A 15,978-nucleotide genomic window follows, 5' to 3' on the forward strand; every position below is an offset into this window, starting at 1 on the left:
TGCATGCTGCGAGGCGACCGCCTGCACGAAATTATTATTTTCGGCGCTGCCGTTGACGACTTTCAAATTCGGCATGGCAACCGGGGCGGAATCGATGCCGGTGGCGACCACCGAGACGCGCACCTTGCCGGACATGGTCTCATCCAGAGACATGCCGAACATGATGTTGGCGTCGGTATCGACCTCCTCGCTGACGCGATTGGCCGCCTGGTCGATTTCGAACAAAGTGACATCGGAGCCGCCGGTGATGTTGATCAGCAGGCCGCGCGCGCCGCGCATGTTGGTGTCTTCGAGCAGCGGGTTGCTGATCGCAGCCTCGGCGGCGCGGATCGCGCGGTCCTCGCCCTCGGCCTCGCCGGTGCCCATCATCGCCTTGCCCATCTCGCGCATCACGGAGCGAACATCGGCGAAGTCCAGATTGACGATGCCGGGCATCACCATCAGATCGGTGACGCCACGCACGCCCATGTACAGGACGTTATCGGCCATCTCGAAGGCTTCTTTCCAGCCGGTGCGCTCATTCGCGACCTTGAAGAGATTCTGGTTCGGGATGACGATCAGCGTGTCCACATAGGCCTGCATCTCGATGATGCCTTCCTCGGCGGAACGCATGCGGCGCTTGCCCTCGAACGCGAACGGCTTGGTGACGACGCCGACGGTGAGGATGTCCCGCTCGCGCGCCATGCGTGCGATCACGGGTGCCGCGCCGGTGCCGGTGCCACCACCCATGCCGGCGGTGATGAACACCATATGGGTGTTCTCAAGATGCCGGGCCAGCTCATCAGCGGCTTCGTCAGCGGAGAGCTTGCCGATATCCGGCCGGCCGCCAGCGCCGTTGCCCTGGGTGAGGTGCGGGCCGAGCTGGATGCGCTTTTCCGCCAGCGAGCGCTGCAGCTGCTGCGCATCGGTGTTGGCGACAACGAATTCCACGCCGGGGAGATTCATCTGAATCATGTTGTTGACGGCATTACAGCCGCCGCCGCCGACGCCGAACACGGTGATCCGGGGTGTGAAATCCGTATGTGTGGGCTTATCGACTGACAAATGTAGGACCATGACTCTCTCTCCTCGAACAATACCGCTAAAGACCGCGTCGATTCTCTGTCAAACGCGATTTTTCAAAAAATCGACGAAGCTGCCGAACCAACCGGCACTGCGCTGGGCTTCAAAATTAATGTCCTGCAGGGGCTGGCCATCGCCGGTGGCGAAGGCGAGCAGGCCGACAAGGGTGGCGAAATTCGGCGCGCCGGCCGCATCGGCCAGGCCGATGACGCTGGCCGGATGCCCCTGACGCACCGGGCGTTCCAGAATTTGCGAGGCCAGATCACGCACCCCGCCAAGCTGCGAGGCGCCGCCGGTGAGCACGACGCGGCCATTGCCGGCGCGGCCGAGACCGGCGGTCTCGAGTCGGTCCTTCACCAGCTCGAAAATCTCCTCGAGTCGCGGCTTGATGCAGGAGATCAGATGCGAGCGCGGCACCTGCGCGATCTGATGTTCCGTCTCGCCAACGGAGGGCACCGGCAGCAATTCGCGCGCATCGTCCGGCGAAGGATGGCAATTGCCGTGCAGCGCCTTGAGACGTTCGGCATGGGCGAGCGGGGTGGAAAGCCCCATCGCGATATCGGCGGTGACGTGATTGCCGCCGACCGGGATCTGCGCGGTATGCACCACCTGGCCTTCGAAGAACACCGCCATGGTGGTGGTGCCGCCGCCCATATCGATGATGGTGGCGCCAAGCTCGCGCTCATCGCGCACCAAAGCCGCCAGCCCCGCCGCGTAGGGGGCGGAGACCAGGGCGGCAATATCCAGCTCGCAGCGCGAGAGACAGGCTTGCAGCGTGCGCAGCGCGGTGGAGCTGGCATCCACCACATGCAGCTGCGCGGTGAGCGTGTCGCAGAACAGGCCGCGCGGATCGGTCACACCGGGGGTTTCGTCGGCGGAGAAATTCAGCGGCAGCGCATGGATGGTGACACGGCCTTCGGTGGAGGCGCGGGTGCGGGCCTCGCGCACCACGCGGCGAATATCATCGCTGTTCACCGCGCGGCCATCGACCGGCCATTGCACGTTGAACAAACGCGATTCCGGCTGGCCGCAGGAGAGATTGACATAGACGGATTTCAGCCGCTGATCCGCCATATCCTCGGCGGCGCCGACGGCGGCGCGGATGGTGCGCTCGGCCTGGTCGAGATCGACAATGCCGCCAGCCTTGATGCCCCGGCTCTGCTGCCAGCCAAAGCCCAGAGCGCGCATCCGGCCATCCGCCTCGGCCCGGCCGATCAGGCAGGCGACCTTGGTGGAGCCGATATCCAGCACCCCGAACGGGCCGGATTTCACCGCCCGGCCGCGCGGCAAATCCTCAGGCAGGGCGGGCTTGTTTTCCAACCGGGCGGCGCGGCGCGTCATGTTGTTCATTGTCCCTCCTGGCGGGTGTCAGGTTTGTTCTTTTTCTTCGACCCGTCGGATGTCGGGGTGGCGTAGGGGCGCACGACCAGCCTGCCATCCTGGCGCAGATCGATCGCCTCCACCGGACGATCCAGCAGCTGCATGGAACTTTGCAGACCGGCGAGCTGGGAGAGCGCATCCGCCTCATGCTCGGCCGGCAGCTTCACCACCGTCTGGTTCTTCAGGATCAGGTTCCAGCGCAGCCCATCCACCCATTCCGCCGCGGCGACATGAGACAACACGCTGGGCACGGCTTGCAATTCCGGGATCAGCTTGGCGGCCTGCTGCGGCGCGCCGGGGCCGGAGAGCAGCAGCAGGCCGGGCTGGCGATGCTTGGCCGCCGCCGCATCCTGGTCCTGGATCACGTTGCCTTTCTTGTCGATGAGCTGGAACACCACCTTGCCGTTCTGCACGCTCTGCCAGATGGCGTAGACATCGCGCTCGGTGACATTCACCACCAGCGTGCCGGGCAGGATGCGCTCAACCGTGGCACTCTGCACCGGCCCCAGCGCCTGCACCCGTTGCTGGATGGCGGCGAGGGAAAAGCCGAAGGTGGGATCACCATCCGTCACCCCGATGGCCTGCTTCAGCGCGGCATGATCGGTGGTGACAGCGCCGTTCACCTGCACCGCGCCGATGCGAAACCCGATGCCGGCCAGCGCATCCGCGAGCAGGCCGGGCTGCACCACGCGCGCGGGTGCTACAGGCGGCGCTTGGGTGATTTCGGTCGGCGCCTCGGCGACGACGTGGTGCGGCGCGCTGGGGAGGCTGCGCACCAGTTCTGTTCCCACCACCAGCAGCGCGATGCCGCCCATGATCCACAGGCCCGGCTTCAGGCTGCGTTTCACCCGGCGGAAGAACAGCACGCGTGGGCTGAGCCTATCCTGCGGTGGCGCCTTCTTGCCGCGCGGGCTGTTGCGCCGCGGGCGCGGCGTGGGGGCCAAAGAGCGTTCCAGCGTTTCTACACGCGGCATGCGGCCCTCTCCACCAGCCAGCTGCACAGGGCCGGGAAATCCATGCCCTGATACGCTGCCTGTTCAGGTAGCAGTGAGGTCGCGGTCATGCCCGGCTGGGTGTTCACCTCCAGCAGGATCAGCCTACCTGTGTCTTCGTCGTAGCGCAGGTCCGCGCGCGAGGCGCCGCGGCAGCCCAGCGCCTTATGCGCCGCCACCGCGATCTCCTTGGCGGATTGCGCGATATTTTCGGGCACCTGCGCCGGCAGCACGTGGCGGGAGCCGCCGGCGGCGTATTTGGCGTGATAATCGTAAAATTTCTCAGTCGGCAGAATTTCGGTGACGACCAGCGCGCGGTCTTCCAGCACGCCGACGGTGAGTTCGCGACCGGGGATATATTCCTCCACCATCGCCGCACCGAAATTCCAGGCGGAGACGATTTCCGCGCGGCGATTATCACCGGCCTTGACGATGGAGACGCCGACGGAGGAGCCTTCATTCACCGGCTTCACCACGTAGGGGCGCGGCAGCGGGTCGTGTGCCAGCAGCTCCTCGATCTCGATGATCTTATGCGCGGCGATCGGCAGGCCGGCGGCGGCGAAGATCGCCTTGGCCGCGCCTTTATCCATCGCCAAAGCCGAGGCGCGTACACCGGAATGGGTGTAGGGCAGGCCGATATAATCCAGAATGCCCTGGATGGTGCCATCCTCGCCAAAGCGCCCGTGCAGCGCGTTGAAGACGACATCCGGGCGGGGCTTCAGCGCTTTCAGCAGCGCCTCAAGATCGTCCGAGACGATAATCTCCGTCACCTCGAACCCGGCCTGGCGCAGCGCGCCGGAGACCTGCGCGCCGGTGTTGAGCGACACTTCGCGCTCGGAGGACATGCCGCCCATCAAAACCGCAACACGCATCACGCCGGCACTCCAATTCGTTTGATTTCCCACCGCAGCGAAACGCCGGATTTCTCCAGCACGCGCTTGCGGACTTCCTCGCCCAGCCCTTCCAGCTCAGCCGCCGTGGCGCCGCCGAGATTGAGCAGGAAATTACAATGCAAGTCCGAGACCTGGGCTTGGCCGACGGTCAGCCCCCGGCACCCTGCCCCATCCACCAGCTCCCAGGCTTTCTGGCCGTCCGGGTTGGCGAAGGTGGAGCCGCCGGTGCGGGCGCGGACCGGCTGAGTGGCTTCGCGCTTGGTCTTGATCTCGGCCATGCGCGCCGCGATCAAGGCAGGCTCGCCGGGTTGGGCGCGCAGCCGGGCACGCACCACCACCGCATCTGCGGGCAAGTTGGAATGACGGTAGGTTAGCCCCAGCTCCTGCACGGCCAGGCGTTTCAGCTCGCCGGCGCGGGTGACGATCTCGACCCAGTCCAGCACCCCGGCCATGTCCCCGCCATAGGCGCCGGCATTCATCGCCACCGCACCGCCAATGGTGCCGGGAATGCCGGAGAGAAATTCCAGGCCGCTCAAGCCAGCTGATGCCGCGTGCTCGGAGACGGTGATATCCAAGGCCGCCGCGCCGGCGATGATGCCATCCGCCTCGATCTCAACCTCGCCGAAGCCGCGCGCCAGCTTGATGACGACGCCGTTGATGCCGCCATCCCGCACGATCAAATTGGAGGCGGCGCCGATCACGGTGATCGGCATTTCCAGCGGCAATTGCGCCATGAAATCGCACAGATCCTGGATATCCGCGGGGCGCAGCAGGAACTCCGCCGGGCCGCCGACGCGAAACCACGTCATCGGCGCCAGCGTTTCGTTTTCCTTCAGGCGCCCGCGTGTCGCCGGGATCGTGCTTGCCATCATCGCCTGGCCCCCGCCGCCTTGGCCTGGGCCTGCAGATCGTTGAGCTGATGCGGCAGAGCGGCCGCCCATTGGGTGATGCTGCCGGCACCGAGGCAGACCACGTAGTCGCCATGGCGGGCGATGGCGTGCACCATCTCGGGCAGATGCGCGGGGTCGGCCATCGCCACCACCGAGCGGTGGCCGCGCGCGCGCAGCCCTTCGACCAGAGCTTCCTTATCGACACCTTCGATCGGCTGTTCGCCGGCGGCGTAGACATCCGCGACGATGACTGTGCCGGCATCGTTCATGCAGGCGCAGAATTCCTCGAACAGGCTTTGCAGGCGCGAGAAACGATGCGGCTGCACCACGGCGACCACATCGCGCGCGCCGGCCTGGCGCGCGGCCTTCAGCACCGCGGCGATTTCCACCGGGTGATGGCCGTAATCATCGATCACGGTGATGCCGCCGGCCTCGCCGGTTTTGGTGAAGCGCCGCTTCACACCGGCGAAATTCGCCAAGGCGGCTCTGATGTTCTGCTCGTCCACCTCCATCTCCAGCGCCACGGTGATGGCGGCGAGGGCGTTCTGGACGTTGTGGTTGCCGAGCATCGGCAGCTTGAAGGGACCGGCGCGGCGGGCACGGCCGGTGATGCGGTCCGAGATGCGGACCTCGAAGGTGGCGCCGTCCTTGGACGAGATGATGCGCTCGGCGCGCACATCCGCCTGCGGCGAGAAACCGTAGGTGATGACACGATGATCGGACAGAGCCGGGATCATCTGCTGGACGGCGGGATGGTCGATGCAGAGCACCGCGAAGCCATAGAAGGGAATATTGGCAACGAATTGGCGGTAGCCGGCTTCCATCGCCTCTTTGCTGCCCCAATGGTCCAGATGTTCCGGGTCCATGTTGGTGACGATGGTGATGACGGCGGGCAGGCGCAGGAAGGAGCCGTCCGACTCATCGGCCTCCACCACCATCCAGTCGCCGGAGCCAAGGCGGGTGTTGGAGCCGTAGGCATTGATGATGCCGCCATTGATCACGGTCGGATCAAACCCCGCCCCTTCCAGCACGCAGGCAACCAGCGAGGTGGTGGTGGTTTTGCCATGGGTGCCGCCGATGGCGACCGCCCATTTCAGCCGCATCAGCTCCGCCAGCATTTCCGCGCGGCGCACCACCGGGATCAGCTTGGCGCGGGCGGCGAGGACTTCCGGGTTGTCCTTCGGCACGGCGGTTGAAATGACAACGACCTGGGCCTGGCCAAGGTTTTTCGCATCATGGCCCACGGCGACCTGGATGCCGCCGGCGCGCAGGCGCTGCACATTGGCGTTCTCCGAGAGGTCCGAGCCTTGCACCTGGTAGCCCAGCTCATGCAGCACCTCGGCGATGCCGGACATGCCGATGCCGCCAATGCCGACGAAATGGATCGGCCCGATGGAAAGCGGAAGCGCTCTCATGCCGCCATCCTTTCCTGCACCAGATCCGCCAGCCTGGCGGCCGCTTGCGGCTGCCCCAACTGCGCGGCGGCGTCCGCGGCCTTCACCAAACTCTCAGGATTCATCAGTAACGTCTCGATCTTTTCAGCCAGGATGGCGGGGGTGAGACCATTTTGGTCCAAACGCAAAGCGGCACCGAAGGCGGCCAGGGCGTCGGCATTGGCGCGCTGATGGTCGTCAATGGCGCCGGGCAGCGGGATGAAGATGGCGGGACGCCCGGCAACGGCGATTTCCGCGACGCTGGAGGCGCCGGCACGGGAGATGACGAGATGAGCACCCGCCAGCAAGGCGGCGACATCCGCGAAGAAGGGGGAGAGCTCGGCCTCGATGCCGGCGGCAACATAGGCGGCGCGCACGGTATCCAGATCATCCTTGCGGACTTGCTGGGTGACGTGCAGGCGGGCGCGCAGCGCCTCGGGGAGCATCGCCAGAGCTTCGGGGACCAGGGTGGAAAAGATTTTCGCGCCCAGAGAGCCGCCGAGCACCAGCAGGACGATCACCTCGCCAGGCGGCGCATAGCCCTGCCCGGCCAAAGCGGCCACCGCCGGGCGGACCGGGTTGCCGACCGCGATGGTTTCGATCCTGCCCGGCAGACGCGTGGTGTTGGCGAAATTCAAAGCCAAGATGTTGGCGAAGCGCGACAGGAAGCGGTTGGCGCGGCCGAGCACGCCATTCTGTTCATGCAGCACCACCAAAGGCTTTTTGCCGCCCAGCAAGGCGGCGGCGAGTACGGGCGGCACTGAAGGATAGCCCCCGAAGGCCACCACCGCGCCGGGGCGCAGGCCGCTCATGATGGCGCGCGCCTGCACCACACCTTGCGCCAGCGCCAGCGAGGCTTTCGCCGCGCGCTGCACGCCGCGCCCAGCCAGCCCGGCGCCGGAGAGCACGTGGTTTTCGGTCTGCGCGAAGACCGGGGAGTTGAGCCCGCCGGAGCGCGCATCGGTCATCAGCACCACGCGCTCGCCGCGCGCGATCAGCTCCGCCGCCAGCGCTTCGGCCGGGAAAAAATGCCCGCCGGTGCCGCCGGCGGCGATGACGATGGGGGCCTTCATTGCGTGTCCCCCGCATGGCGTTTTCGGGTCAGCGCCAGCAGGAAGCCCATCTGGATGGAAATCGCCAAGGCCGAGGAGCCGCCATAGGAGATGAAAGGCAGCGTCATGCCCTTGGTCGGGATCAGCGAGAGCGAGGAGGCCATGTTGACGAAGGCCTGGAAGCCGAACCCGGCGATCAGCCCGCCGGCGGCCAGCACCACGAACAAATTCGGCTCACCCAGCAGCCGCACCAAAGCGCGCAGCACGATGGCGGCGAACACCGCGATGATGAAGGCGCAGAAAAACAGCCCGAACTCCTCGCCGGCGACGGCGAAGACGAAATCCGCGCGCGCATCCGGCAGGAAGTGCTTCACCTGGCCCTCACCCGGCCCGAGCCCGAACATGCCGCCATTGCCGAAGGCCATCAAAGCCGTCTGTGCCTGGCTGCCTTTCGGCGGGTCGATGAACATCATCACGCGGGTATGCACGTGGGTGATGAAGAAGAAGGCGTAAACCCCCGCCAGCGCCACCAGAACTCCCGCGCCGGCCACCCATTTCATCTCCATCCCGTCCAGATAGAACTGGGTGAAGACGATCATGGTGAACAGGAAAGTGGTGCCGATATCCGGCTGCATCTTCAAAAGTGCCGCGGTGGCGATGAACACCGCAATCGCCGCGCGCCGACCGGGAAAGCCCGGGGTGCGGCGGGATTCGGCGATGCACCAGCCAATGACGATGATGAAGGCCGGGCGCAGGAATTCCGAAGGCTGGATGGTGAAGCCCGGCAGCGAGAGCCAGCGCTTGGCGCCATCCACTTCCGTGCCGTGTAGCAAAGTGAAGGCGGTGAGCAGATAAAAGATGATGCCCATGCCAAGGGCCGCCAGCTTCACCTGGCGCAGCGAGAGCATCGAGAGGCCGACCATGGTGATGCCGCCAATGACCAGGAAGCCGATCTGCTTGATCATGTCCTGGGTATGCGGGTCCGAGAGATGCAGCGTGATGCTGGGCATTGCCGCCAGCGCCAGCACGTAGCCGATGCCCAGCAGCACGGCGAGCGCCATCATGGTGACGCGGTCCACACTCCACCACCAGCGGCCGACGATTGAGGTATCAGCGCGGGAGAGCGAGGGCATCAGGCTTCTCCTTTCGCCAGAGCGGTGAAACGCGCGCCACGCAGTTCGAAATTCGGGAACTGGTCGAAGCTGGCCGTGGCCGGGGAGAACAGCACGATGCCGCTGCCGGCCTTCGCCGTCGCGTAGGCGGCGGGCACGGCGCGGTCCAGCGTTTCGACAAATTCGTTGGGAATGCCGGCCGCGTTGAGCCGCGCCGCGAATTCCGGGCCGTCACGGCCGATCAGATAGGCTTTCTCGATGCGCGGGAAGAGCGGGGCGAGATCCTCGATGCCGCCTTCCTTGCCGATGCCGCCGGCGATCCAGACGAAGCGCTCATACACGCCCATGGCGCGGGCGGTGGCATCCGCATTGGTGGCCTTGCTGTCATTGATGAAGCGCACGCCGTCGCGTTCCGCGACCAGCTGGGCGCGGTGCGGCAGGCCGGGGAAGCTGATGATGCCTTCGGCGATCGCCGCCTGGGGCACGCCAAGACCCATCGCCAGGGCAGCGGCGGCCAAAGCGTTCTGGGCGTTATGTTCGCCGCGCAAGGCCGGCGCGCCGGTGTCCTGGCCCTTGCCGGAGATTTCCAGCAGCTTGGCCGGGCGGGTGCGCAGCCAGGCCGCCATCTCGCGGGAGGGCGCGTCGTCCATGCCGATCACCGCCAGGCAGGTTTCGTCCTGGCGCGCGAAAATCTCCCGCTTCGCGGCCGCGTAGCCTGCCATGTCGCCATGGCGGTCCAGATGGTCGGGCGAAAGATTGAGCATCACCGCAACATCGAAGCGCAGGCTGGCGAGTCTCTCCAACATATAGCTGGACATTTCGAGCACATAGACGCCGTCATCCGGCAGGATCGGCAGCGAGAGCGCCGCCGGGCCGAGATTGGCGCCGGCCTCGGTGGGAATGCCGGCGACGTGCAGGATATGCGCCAGCAGCGCGGTGGTGGTGGATTTGCCGTTGGTGCCGGTGATGCCGGCGAAACGCGCCTTGGAGCCAGAGGCGCGCACCGCCTGATAGAGCAGCTCGGCATCCGTCAAAACCGGGATGCCCTGGGCCAGCGCCCAGGCGGCTTGCGGGTGGGGTTTAGGCAGGCGGTGAGGAATACCCGGCGAGAGCACCAGCGCATCGAAGCGCCGGCCCGATTCGGAGGGTTGGCCAACCGCCAGCCCTTCGGCGGCAGCGGCCTGGCGCGCGGCCTCGCCATCGTCCCAGACCAGCACATCGGCGCCGAGATCGCGCAGACGCCGGGCCGCCGGCAGCCCTGCCCGCCCCAGCCCGACCACCGCGTAGGATTTGCCGGAGAAGAGGCTCATCGGATTTTCAAGGTGGCCAGACCCACCAGCCCGAGGATCATCGAGATGATCCAGAAGCGGATCACGATGGTCGGCTCCGCCCAGCCTTTCTTTTCGAAATGATGGTGCAGCGGCGCCATCAGGAACACCCGCTTGCCGGTGCGCTTATACCAGAACACCTGCACGATGACGGAGATGGTCTCGACCACGAACAGCCCGCCGACGATCGCCAGCACGATCTCATTCTTGGTCGCCACCGCCACCGCGCCCAGCGCGCCGCCCAGCGAGAGCGAGCCGGTATCGCCCATGAACACCGCCGCCGGCGGGGCGTTGAACCAGAGGAAGCCCATGCCGGCACCGATCAACGCCGAAAGAAAGACGGTGAGTTCACCCACGCCGGGGATGAAATGGATTTCCAGATAGCCGGCGAAGATGCGGTTGCCGACCAGATAGGCGATCAGCCCGAACACGGCGGCGGCGATCATCGTCGGCACGGTGGCCAGCCCGTCCAGCCCGTCGGTGAAATTCACCGCATTGGCGGAGCCCATCATCACCAGCAGCCCGAAGAGGGGGAACATGAAGCCGAGCGGGATCAGGAAATTCTTCAGGAAGGGCACGGCCACACCATCGGCGATGGCATGCGGCATCAGATGCGTCATCCAGAGCGCGGCGATCAGCCCGATCGCGGCCTCGCCCAGCAGCCGCACCCGGCCGGAGACGCCCTTGGTGTTGCGCTTGGTCAGCTTCAGGAAATCATCCGCGAAGCCGATGACGCCGTAGCCGAAGGTGACCATCAAGGTCGCCCAGACATAGCCATTGGAGAGATCCGCCCAGAGCAAAGTGGAGGCGCCCAGCGCCAGCAAAATCAGGGTGCCGCCCATGGTCGGCGTGCCCTTTTTCTCGATCAGATGCCGCTCCGGCCCGTCCGTGCGGATCGGCTGGCCGTGGCGTTGCATGGCGCGCAGCTGGCGGATCAAACGCGGGCCGAGCCAGAAGCTGATCACCAGAGCGGTCAGGCAGGCGCCGCCAGCCCGGAAGGAGATATAGCGGATCAGGTTGAAGGCATGGATATGCCCGGCGAGGGGAAGCAGAATCCAGTAAAGCATCAGCCGGGACTTTCCAGGGCAGAGATCACGTCACGCATGCGGCTGCCATGGCTGCCTTTCACCAACACCGTGTCACCATCGCGCAAGGCGGCTTTGACCAGGGGGGCGAGGCTTGCCGCGTCAGGCGCACGCGCGCCCTGAATGGCCCGGGGCAGCGAGTCGAACAAAGCCCCGCAATGCGGGCCGGCGGTAAACACAATGTCAGCGGCCTCGCGTAGGGGGGCGGCCAGGGCCAGATGCTCGGCCTCGGCGAAATCGCCCAACTCCAGAATATCCCCCAGCACCGCCACATGCCGGCCCGGCTGCAGCTTCAGCACCGAGAAGGCAGCGCGCAGCGAGGCGCCGGAGGCGTTATAGCTCTCATCGATCAGCGCGATGCGCCGCCCATCCTCCAGCCTGATATCCCGCCTTGCGCCGCGCCCGGCGAAGGGGGCGAAGCCATTGAGGGCGGCGGCGGCCATCTCCACATCCAGATCCAAAGCGGCGGCGGCGGTGAGCACGGCGAGCGCGTTGCTGGCCATGTGCCGGCCCGGGGCGCGCAGGTGGAAATAGACCTTGGTATCGAGGATTTCGGCGGCGATTTCGGAAGCTTCCGGGCCGTTCAGCACGTCCAGCAGCCGGGCCTCGGCACCGTTGAAGAGCAACGCGCAATGGCCGGCCGGCACCGCCTCGCGCAGCACCTGCAGATAGGCGCTCTCACCGGGGATCACCGCCTTGCCGGCGGCGCTGAGCGCGCCATAGATGCTGGCCTTTTCCTTGGCGATGGCGAGCTCCGAGCCCATCATGCCCAGATGCGCGCGGTCGACACAGGTGACGATGGCGACATCCGGCCGCACCAGGGCGGCCAGCGGCGCGATCTCGCCAGGATGGTTCATGCCGATTTCGAAAACGCCGAAATCCGCGTCATGCGGCATCCGCGCCAGGGTCAGCGGCACGCCGATATGGTTGTTGAAGCTGGCCTCGGCGGCATGCACCACGCCGAAAGCGGCCAAGGTGCGGCGGAGCATCTCCTTCACCGTGGTCTTGCCGACCGAGCCGGTGACGGCGACGAGCTTGGCCTCCGAGCGTTCACGCGCGGCCACACCCAGCTGTTCCAGCGCCTTCAGCACGTCCGGCACCAGAATATGCGGGCCCTCCACCGGGCGGGAGACCAGGGCGGCGGCGGCGCCTTTCGCGAAGGCGGCGGCGACGAAATCATGCCCGTCACGCTCGCCCTGCAGCGCCACGAACAGATCGCCGGGGCGCAGGGTGCGGGTGTCGATGGAGAGGCCGGTAATGTCGTAGCCGGCGCCGAACAGAACCTGCAGCTCCTCGGCGGTCCATAGCGCGCTCATGCCACCCCTCCCAGCGCGCGGATCACCGCGGCGTCGTCAAACGGGATCACCTCACCCTTCACGATCTGCCCCTGCTCATGGCCCTTGCCGGCCACCACCAGCACATCGCCCTCGGCCAAACCTTCCAGTGCGGCCCCGATGGCGGCGTGGCGGTCGCCGATCTCCTTTGCGTCAGGGCAGGCGGCCAGGATGGCGCGGCGGATGGCGGCGGGGTCCTCGCTGCGGGGGTTGTCGTCGGTGACGATGACCACATCCGCGCCGCGCGCGGCTTCCGCGCCCATTAATGGCCGCTTGCCGGGGTCACGGTCGCCGCCGGCGCCGAAGACGATATGCAGCCTGCCGGTGGCGTGCGGGCGCAGAGCCGAGAGCACGCGGGCGATGGCATCCGGGGTGTGGGCGTAGTCAACATAAGCCGCCGCGCCGTTGGGCAGCACCAGCGCGCGTTCCAGCCGGCCGCGCACCCCGGTGAGCTGCGGCAGGTAGGAGAGCGCGTCGGCCACCCCCAGCGCCTCGGCCAGGGCGGCGGCCAGGGCGGCGTTATCCGCCTGGAAGCGGCCGGGCAGAGGCAGCGCCACCGCGCGTCCATTCATCGTGAAAGCCTGCCCGTCCGGGCGCGGCGAAACCGCCTCCACCGCGACGGTCTCGAAATTCTGGCCGTGGCGGCGGGCAGCATCGCGCAGGCTGGCCAGCATATCGGCATCCAGATCCGCCATCGCCCGCCCTGCCCCGCCGCGCTTCAGCAGCGCCTCGAACAGCCGCAGTTTGGCGGCGCCATAGGCCTGCATCGAGCCGTGATAATCCAGATGGTCGCGGGTGAGATTGGTGAAGCCGGCGGCGCAGAAGCGCAGACCGTCCAGCCGGTGCTGGTCCAGCCCGTGGCTGGAGGCTTCCATCGCCACATCATTCACCCCTTCGCGCGCCAGACCGGCCAGGGTGGCGGCGAGCGTCACCGGGTCCGGCGTGGTCAGGCTGCCGGCGGGCTCATGCCCCGGCGCGATCACCCCCAGCGTGCCCATCGACGCCGCCTTGCGCCCGGCCAAAGTGAGGATCTGGCGCAGGAAATCCACCGTGCTGGTCTTGCCGTTGGTGCCGGTGACGGCGACCAGCCGCTCCGGCAGCTTGCCGAAAAACTCCACCGCCAGCTCGGCCAGCTTGGCGCGCGGGTCCGGGGCGGTGATCAGCCGGCGCGGCGGCACGCCGGGGGGCCAGAGCGTGCCCTCGGGGGCGAGCACCGCGATCGCGCCGCGCGCCACCGCCTCGGCGATGAAGCGCCGTCCATCCGCCTTCACCCCCGGCAACGCCGCGAACAGATAGCCCGGCTGCACCGCCCGGCTATCCGCTGTTATGCCGATCACACCCTGCATCTCAACCTTGCTCATATCCGGTGTCCCGCGCCGTCATATGGCTGCCCATCATCGGGGAGACCGGCGCCATCACCCCGTCATGCGTCTTGCGGCCCTTGGAGGCGGCGGGCTTGGCCTGCGCCCCTTGCGGCTCATCCTCCTTGGCGGCGGCGCTGTTGGCCTGGGGCGGCTTCTTGCCCATCAGCTCATAGGCGAAGGCATTCGCTCCCGGCGGCAGCGGATCGCCCGGCCCCAGCGCGCGCTGGCCCGGCGGCGGGGTCGGGTCCAGCGGCACGGTCAGCTTCGCCTCCAGCTGCGCCAGCTGGTCGCCGGTGGACGGCATGATGCCCAGCATCGGCCCCATCCGCGCGATGATCCGCGAGACGGTGGGGGCGGCGATGAAGCCGCCGGTGGTGAAGCCGAAGGTGGTCTTGTCCGGCTTGGGCTGCAGCACCAGCACATAGATCAGATATTGCGGATCCTGCATCGGGAACGCCGCCATGAAGGAGGCGTTGTTGGTGTGCAGCAGATAGCGCCCATTCGGCCCCACCACCTGCGCCGTGCCGGTCTTGCCGCCGATGATGTAGCCCGGCACCCCGGCATATTTGCCGGTGCCGAACAGCACCACATTGGTCATGATCTTGCGCATCAAGTCCGAGGTGCTCTGCTGCATAATGCGAACGCCCTGGGGCTGCGGCCCGTTCGGGTCCACCTTCAGCAGGGTCGGATCATAGCGGATGCCGCCATTGACGATGGGGATGGTGGCGGTGACCAGCTGCAGCGGCGAAATCGCGATGCCGGCGCCGAAGGACACGGTCATCGTCGCCGCCAGGCCCCAATTATCCTTCGACGGGAAAAGCGGCATCGGCGGGCCGGGGAGCTGGATGTCCAGCGGCTTGAAGAAGCCCTGCTTGGCGTACCAGGCCTGCTCGATCTTCGGCCCCAGAATGGTGGCGATGCGCGAGGCGCCGATATTGGAGGAGACGTTGATGATCTCCGGCAGCGCCATCCATTTATTCGTCGGCTCGAAATCGGTGATGTGGAAACGGCCGATCTTCAGCGGGTGGGTGGTGTCGAAATAATCCCACCAATGGATCAGCCCGCTATCCAGCGCCATCGAGGCGGTCTGCAGCTTGAACACCGAGCCCGGCTCGTAATTGCCATTGACGCAGCGGTTGAACTGGTTGTTGGGCTTGGCCGCGCCGTAATCATTGACGTCGTAATCCGGCAGGCTGACCATCGCCACCACTTCGCCGGTCTTCACGTTCATCACGATGGCGCAGGCGCCCGGGGACTGGAACTCCTTCACCGCCGAGGCCAGCTCGTCATGCACGATGCTCTCGATGCGGGCATCGATGGAGAGCTGCAGCGGCTGCGGGTCGGTGGTCAGGCGCTTATTGAAATATTCCTCGACGCCGGCCACACCGGAGCTGTCGATGCGCACCCCGCCCAGAATATGCGCGGCGAGATTGCCATCCGGATAATGCCGCTCCTCGCGGTTTTCGAAATACACGCCGGGAATGCCGAGCGAGTTCACCGCCAGCTCTTCCTGCGGGGTCAGCCGGCGGTCGAGATAGACGAATTCCTTGCGCTTCTCGGCGGGCACGCCATCGCCCAGCTGATGCGCGAGCCAGGCCTGGTTGGCGCCGGGCAGCGCGTTGGCCAGCACCGTGGCGGCGGCCTGCGGGTCGGGCACCTGCTGCGGGTCGGCGTAAAGCGAGGCGCCGGGGAGAGAGACGGCGAGGATGACGCCGTTGCGATCGACGATGTCGGCGCGCGAGGGCGGCGGCGGGGTCTCGGAGAGCTGCGGCGTCATCGCCGCGATCTGCGCGGCGCTGGGATGGATCGGCGCCACCACCGTCGCCCAGATCAGCTTCAGCCCGAGCAGGCTGAACAGGCCGATGAAGACGAAAGCGCCGATGACCAGCCGGCCCCGGGCGCGCTCCAGCGCGCCGCGCTGGTCGAGATCCGAGCCGGTGACGCGCACCTGCTCGGCGCGCGGCGAGTCGCCACGGCCCGAAGCCCCCTTCCGGCGGGAAGGAGGCTCATCACCCGGCCGGAGGTTGAGGGTCAATTTTGGCTCCCGGTCTGC

Annotated in this window: 13 protein-coding genes; all 13 read right to left on the bottom strand. The window is 66.7% G+C overall.

The window, feature by feature from the left end:
• The coding region (gene ftsZ / locus MXAZACID_RS07140; protein WP_008493541.1) for a cell division protein FtsZ at positions 1-1,056 on the bottom strand (1,056 nt) is incomplete at its 3' end.
• A 48-nt stretch (positions 1,057-1,104) separates the two neighbouring features.
• Complete coding sequence (gene ftsA, locus MXAZACID_RS07145) at positions 1,105-2,412, bottom strand: cell division protein FtsA (RefSeq protein ID WP_008493542.1); 1,308 nt, start codon at positions 2,410-2,412, stop codon at positions 1,105-1,107.
• Positions 2,409-3,416, bottom strand: coding sequence for a cell division protein FtsQ/DivIB (locus tag MXAZACID_RS07150; RefSeq protein WP_008493543.1), 1,008 nt, complete (start codon positions 3,414-3,416; stop codon positions 2,409-2,411). The genes ftsA and MXAZACID_RS07150 overlap by 4 nt, the downstream gene beginning before the upstream one ends.
• Positions 3,404-4,306, bottom strand: a complete 903-nt coding sequence (locus MXAZACID_RS07155) for a D-alanine--D-alanine ligase (RefSeq protein WP_008493544.1) — start codon at positions 4,304-4,306, stop codon at positions 3,404-3,406. Before MXAZACID_RS07155 ends, MXAZACID_RS07150 begins: the two co-directional genes overlap by 13 nt.
• Complete coding sequence (murB, locus tag MXAZACID_RS07160; protein WP_008493545.1) at positions 4,306-5,199, bottom strand: UDP-N-acetylmuramate dehydrogenase; 894 nt, start codon at positions 5,197-5,199, stop codon at positions 4,306-4,308. Before murB ends, MXAZACID_RS07155 begins: the two co-directional genes overlap by 1 nt.
• Positions 5,196-6,632 carry a UDP-N-acetylmuramate--L-alanine ligase gene (gene murC / locus MXAZACID_RS07165; RefSeq protein WP_008493546.1) on the bottom strand — a complete coding sequence of 479 codons (1,437 nt, stop codon included), beginning with the start codon at positions 6,630-6,632 and terminating at the stop codon, positions 5,196-5,198. Before murC ends, murB begins: the two co-directional genes overlap by 4 nt.
• A complete protein-coding gene (gene murG, locus MXAZACID_RS07170) occupies positions 6,629-7,723 on the bottom strand; it encodes an undecaprenyldiphospho-muramoylpentapeptide beta-N-acetylglucosaminyltransferase (protein WP_008493547.1) in 1,095 nt (364 codons plus the stop codon). The genes murC and murG overlap by 4 nt, the downstream gene beginning before the upstream one ends.
• On the bottom strand, positions 7,720-8,835 hold the full coding sequence (locus tag MXAZACID_RS07175) for an FtsW/RodA/SpoVE family cell cycle protein (protein WP_008493548.1): 1,116 nt from the start codon (positions 8,833-8,835) through the stop codon (positions 7,720-7,722). The genes murG and MXAZACID_RS07175 overlap by 4 nt, the downstream gene beginning before the upstream one ends.
• Positions 8,835-10,124, bottom strand: coding sequence for a UDP-N-acetylmuramoyl-L-alanine--D-glutamate ligase (gene murD, locus MXAZACID_RS07180; protein WP_008493549.1), 1,290 nt, complete (start codon positions 10,122-10,124; stop codon positions 8,835-8,837). The genes MXAZACID_RS07175 and murD overlap by 1 nt, the downstream gene beginning before the upstream one ends.
• Positions 10,121-11,209, bottom strand: coding sequence for a phospho-N-acetylmuramoyl-pentapeptide-transferase (gene mraY / locus MXAZACID_RS07185; protein ID WP_008493551.1), 1,089 nt, complete (start codon positions 11,207-11,209; stop codon positions 10,121-10,123). The genes murD and mraY overlap by 4 nt, the downstream gene beginning before the upstream one ends.
• Positions 11,209-12,543, bottom strand: coding sequence for a UDP-N-acetylmuramoyl-tripeptide--D-alanyl-D-alanine ligase (murF, locus tag MXAZACID_RS07190; protein WP_008493552.1), 1,335 nt, complete (start codon positions 12,541-12,543; stop codon positions 11,209-11,211). The genes mraY and murF overlap by 1 nt, the downstream gene beginning before the upstream one ends.
• Entirely contained in the window at positions 12,540-13,922 is a 1,383-nt protein-coding gene (locus MXAZACID_RS07195; protein WP_008493553.1) for a UDP-N-acetylmuramoyl-L-alanyl-D-glutamate--2,6-diaminopimelate ligase, read from the bottom strand. Before MXAZACID_RS07195 ends, murF begins: the two co-directional genes overlap by 4 nt.
• Complete coding sequence (locus MXAZACID_RS07200) at positions 13,909-15,960, bottom strand: penicillin-binding protein 2 (protein ID WP_144052678.1); 2,052 nt, start codon at positions 15,958-15,960, stop codon at positions 13,909-13,911. Before MXAZACID_RS07200 ends, MXAZACID_RS07195 begins: the two co-directional genes overlap by 14 nt.
• Positions 15,961-15,978 lie beyond the last annotated feature (18 nt).

Origin of the sequence: Acidocella sp. MX-AZ02 (assembly GCF_000306035.1) — a bacterium.
In the GTDB taxonomy this organism is placed as follows: domain Bacteria; phylum Pseudomonadota; class Alphaproteobacteria; order Acetobacterales; family Acetobacteraceae; genus Acidocella; species Acidocella facilis.